The sequence below is a fragment of the Tabrizicola sp. genome, from assembly GCF_036781545.1.
In the GTDB taxonomy this organism is placed as follows: Bacteria; Pseudomonadota; Alphaproteobacteria; order Rhodobacterales; family Rhodobacteraceae; genus Tabrizicola.
The window spans coordinates 1-4,352 of the sequence record NZ_DAIQAT010000218.1 but is presented as its reverse complement, the minus strand read 5'-3'; the positions used below and the strand labels follow the sequence as shown (position 1 = coordinate 4,352).

General features: G+C 69.6%; 5 protein-coding genes. 4 read left to right on the top strand and 1 reads right to left on the bottom strand.

Annotated features, from left to right (window positions below; genetic code table 11):
• Together V7Q39_RS19480 and V7Q39_RS19475 are read left to right on the top strand one after the other, a co-directional pair.
• Positions 1 to 1,412 (top strand): YcjX family protein (locus V7Q39_RS19480; protein WP_443082554.1); only part of this gene is annotated, 1,412 nt, incomplete at its 5' end.
• A 29-nt stretch (positions 1,413 to 1,441) separates the two neighbouring features.
• The gene (locus V7Q39_RS19475) at positions 1,442 to 2,407 is read left to right on the top strand and encodes a YcjF family protein (protein WP_333818269.1); all 966 of its coding nucleotides are present in this window, start codon (positions 1,442 to 1,444) and stop codon (positions 2,405 to 2,407) included.
• 56 nt (positions 2,408 to 2,463) lie between these two features.
• Here V7Q39_RS19475 and pth read toward each other — a convergent pair whose 3' ends face one another.
• Positions 2,464 to 3,138, bottom strand: a complete 675-nt coding sequence (gene pth, locus V7Q39_RS19470) for an aminoacyl-tRNA hydrolase (RefSeq protein WP_333818268.1) — start codon at positions 3,136 to 3,138, stop codon at positions 2,464 to 2,466.
• Between the two features lie 73 nt (positions 3,139 to 3,211).
• Between pth and V7Q39_RS19465 the strand changes: the two genes are divergently transcribed.
• Together V7Q39_RS19465 and V7Q39_RS19460 are read left to right on the top strand one after the other, a co-directional pair.
• The gene (locus V7Q39_RS19465; protein ID WP_333818267.1) at positions 3,212 to 3,919 is read left to right on the top strand and encodes an FkbM family methyltransferase; all 708 of its coding nucleotides are present in this window, start codon (positions 3,212 to 3,214) and stop codon (positions 3,917 to 3,919) included.
• A 111-nt stretch (positions 3,920 to 4,030) separates the two neighbouring features.
• Entirely contained in the window at positions 4,031 to 4,345 is a 315-nt protein-coding gene (locus V7Q39_RS19460; protein WP_333818266.1) for an antibiotic biosynthesis monooxygenase family protein, read from the top strand.
• Positions 4,346 to 4,352 lie beyond the last annotated feature (7 nt).

The following is a 4,352-nucleotide window of genomic DNA, read 5'->3' as shown; positions in this document are numbered from 1 at the left end:
TGTTCTCCGGGCTGACGGACGGAATTTCCCGGGGAATCGAAAGCGCGGGGGCGGGGCTCTCCGAGACCCTGTTCGACACCACCCTCCGCCTTGGCGTGACCGGCCTCTCCCGCGCCGGCAAGACCGTGTTCATCACCGCGCTGGTCGCGAACCTTCTGAACCGGGGCCGGATGCCGCAGCTTCGGGCCGCCGCGCAGGGCCGCATCCAGGCGGTCTACCTGCAGCCCCAGCCCGACGTGACGCTGCCCCGCTTCGACTACGAGGCCCATCTTGCCGCGCTGACCGGCGACCGGCCCCGCTGGCCCGCCTCGACCCGCGCGATCTCGGAGCTGCGCCTGTCGTTCCGGGTCCAGCCCGCCGGGTTCCTGTCGTCGTGGCGCGGACCCCGGACGCTGCATCTCGACATCGTCGATTACCCCGGCGAGTGGCTGCTCGACCTCGCGCTTCTCGATGACAGCTACGAGGCCTGGTCGGAGGCCACTCTTGCCCGGCTGGAGAGGCGCTCGGAGGCGGCAGCCTATCTCGCGCTGGCCCGGGCCGAGGATGGTGCGCTGCGGCTGGACGAGGGCAAGGCCCGGCAACTGGCCGAAAGCTTCACCGCCTATCTGACCGCCGCGCGCGATCTGGGCCGGGTCGACGTGACGCCGGGCCGGTTCCTGTTGCCGGGGGACCTCGCCGGATCGCCGGTCCTGACCTTCGCGCCGCTGCCAAAGCCCGCGCTGACCCCTCGCAACAGTCTCTGGCGCGAGATGGAGCGGCGCTATGAGGCCTACAAGACCCGCGTCGTCCGCCCGTTCTTCCAGGATCATTTCGCCAAGCTTGACCGGCAGGTGGTGTTGATGGACGTTCTCGGCGCGATCCACCAAGGTCCGCGGGCGGTGGAGGATCTGCGCCGTACGATGGCCGAGGTGCTGGAGGCGTTCCGGCCAGGGCGGAATTCCTGGCTGACCTCGCTGTTCGGCGGGCGGCGGGTGGAGCGCATCATCTTCGCCGCCACCAAGGCCGACCATCTGCACCATGAGCAGCACCCGGCGCTGACCGCGATCACCGCCAGCCTGCTGGCCGAGGCGAAGCAGCGGGCCGACTTCTCGGGCGCGCGGACCGAGGCGATGTCGCTGGCCAGCTTGCGGGCGACGGTGGAGGAGGTGGTGGCGCGGGACGGGGTCGAGGTCCCGGCGGTGCGGGGCACGCTGCTTTCCACAGGCAAGCCTGCGCTGATGTATCCCGGCGCGCTGCCGTCCGACCCGGCGCGGCTTCTCTCCCCGGCGCGGGAGGGGGCGGAGGCCTGGCTGGATGCGGACTACAGTCTCATGACCTTTGCCCCCGCCCGGCTGAATCTGCGGCCCGGCGAGGGGCCGCCGCATATCCGGCTGGACCGGGCGGTGGAGTTCCTGATCGGAGACCAGCTGTGAGCCGCCCGCCGAAGCCCTTCCTGGAAGAGATGGAGGAGGGTGCCGACCCCTCGCTCGCGCCCCCGGTGCCGGATGCGTTGCCCGAGGGTCAAGCGATGCAGGCGGTCGCGGCCTTGGCGCAGACAAAGGGTTCTGGCCTGACGCGGTTCGCTTTCTGGGCGTTCGGGGCGCTTTTCAGCTTTGCCCTGTCGGTCGCGGCCTATGACTTCGTGACCGGGCTGCTGGAGCGGAACCTTGTGCTGGGCTGGGTGGCCTTCGTGCTGGTGGTCCTGGCGGTGGTGGCCGGGCTCTTCCTTGCCATGCGGGAATGGGGCGCCTTCCTGCGGCTGAAGCGTCTGGATGGCTTGCGCGAACAGGCGCTGGCGGCGCGGGCCGAGGCTGACATGAAGGCGGCGCGGCGGGTGGTGGCGGGCCTGACCGGCATCTATGCCGCGCGGGGCGATACCGCCTGGGGCCGGGCGCGGCTGGCCGAGCGCGAGGGCGAGGTGATGGACGCCGACGCGCTTCTGTCGCTGGCCGAGCGGGAACTGCTGGCGACGCTGGACGCCGAGGCGCGGCTGGTCATCGAGGGCGCGGCGCGGCAGGTGGCGACGGTGACGGCGCTGGTGCCGCTGGCACTGGCCGATGTGGCGACGGCGGCGGTCGCGAACCTGCGGATGATCCGGCGGATCGCGGAAATCTACGGCGGGCGGTCGGGAAGCTTCGGCAGCCTCAAACTCCTCCGCCGGGTCTTCGGCTCGCTGGTGGCAGCCGGGGCGCTGGCGCTGACCGACGACATGATCGGCTCGGTCGCCGGGGGCGGGGTGCTGTCGAAGCTGTCGCGCCGCTTCGGCGAGGGGGTGGTCAACGGCGCGCTGACCGCAAGGGTCGGGCTGGCGGCGATGGAGCTGTGCCGGCCCTTGCCCTTCGCCGCGCTGGAACGGCCGGCGGTCTCCTCGCTGGTCAAGCGGGCGCTGGCGGGGCTCATGTCGCGTGGGGAAGCTGCCCGTCGATGACGCCGTCACGTCTCGCGGGGATGGCCGACGAGGAGGTGAAGTCGAACGAGGAGGGTCTAGCGGAACCTGTCCAGAAGCTTCTGCATCGGGCTGCGGGTATCTTCTTCGACCTTGGGGGTCGGTGCGGGGGCCTCGGGTTTTTCCTTCGTCGTGGAGGACCGGGGCGGGGCGGTGCGCAGGGAGACCGCGTTCAGGAATTTCTGGGTGTCGCCTGAGGCCAGCGCCTCGGCGCCTTCGGAGATGCCGCGGAGGAGGTCTTCGAGCCAGTCTGCGTCGGCCTTGGCGAAGTCGTGCAGAACATAAGCCGCCACTGCATCCTTGTGGCCGGGATGGCCGATGCCGAGGCGGATACGGGCATAGGCGTCGCCAAGATGGGCGTGGATGGAGCGCAACCCGTTGTGCCCGGCATGGCCGCCGCCCTGTTTCAGGCGCAGCTTGGCCGGAGCGAGGTCAAGCTCGTCATGGAAGACGGTGAGGTCGGCAAGCGGCAGTTTCCAGAAGGCGACGGCGGCCTGGACCGACTGGCCGGAGAGGTTCATGAAGGTTTCGGGCTTCAGGAGCGCGACCTTATCCGTCCCGAGGCGGCCTTCGCTGACCAGCCCTTGGAAGGCCTTGCGCCAGGGGGAAAAGCCGTGGTCGGCGGCGATGCGGTCCACGGCCATGAAGCCGATGTTGTGCCGGTTCATCGCGTATTTCGCGCCGGGATTGCCGAGGCCGACCCAGAGTTTCACCTTGGCACTCCCCTTCACTGTTCGCGGTGCGATATAGCTGGGGCAGGAGCTTGAGACAACCGAGCGGGACGAGATGCGCAGCTTCACCCTTCGCGGCCTGACGCTTACCCTGCCGGAGGCGGCGCTGAAGGGGAACCTGGAGCGGGCGCTGTCTTCGGGCCGCTATGAGCATCACGAGGCGGATGCGCTGCTCCTGCATCTGCGGCGGGGGGATCGGCTCTTGGACCTGGGGGCGGGGCTGGGGTTCATCTGTGCGCTGACGGCGGGAGTGCTGGGAGAGCTGGCGGTTGCAGGCGTGGAGGCGGGGCCGGAGACGGTGAAGCTGGCGCGGAAGAACCTGGCCGCGAACGGGTTTCCGGGCGTGAAGCTGGTGCGTGGCGCGGTGGTGGCCAAGGGCGAGGGCGAGGTGGAGTTCGGCCTGCGCCCGGCCTTCTGGGCGAGCGCGCTGAAAGGGCCGGAAGGGTGGCCGGAGAATGCCGAGGTCATCCGGGTGCCAGCGAGGCCCATCGGCAAGTTGCTGGAACGGTTCGCGCCGACGGTGATCTGCTGCGACATCGAGGGCGGCGAGTTGGAGGTGCTGGCCGAACCCCTGACTGGGGTGCGGCTGGTGGTGGTCGAGACCCATCCGCAGGTCTATGGGGCGGCGGGCGTGGAGCGGGTCGCGGCGGGGCTGGCGGCGCAGGGGTTCGAGGCTGAGCCGAGGGGTGCGAAGGCCGATACGCTTGTCTTCAGGCGCCGTCCGGGTGCCGCAGCGAATGCGGGGCGGCCAGCTTCGGGTTGACGCCGGGTGATCTTTGCCGGAACGTCTTGCGCAGCCAGATCGACGGCCCGACCGCTTCTCCCCGCGTTCCGGACGTGCTCCAGCCACCATCGTCACGACAGGAGACACGGGATGTATCTTACCATGAACCGCTTCAAGGTGAACGCGGGACAAGAGGAAGCTTTCGAGAAGATCTGGACCGGGCGGGAGAGCCATCTGCCGCAGGTGCCGGGCTTCGTCAGCTTTCATCTGTTCAAGGGGCCCGAGGCGGATGGCATCCGGCTTTATGCCTCGCATACGATGTGGGACAGCGAAGAGGCGTTCAAGGCCTGGACCAAGTCCGAGGCGTTCCGCTCTGCACATTCCGGAGCGGGCGGGCATCAGGGCGTGATGGCGGGCCATCCGCAGCTGGAAGTGTTTGAATCGGTCCAGCATATCGGCGCCTGAGCCCCGA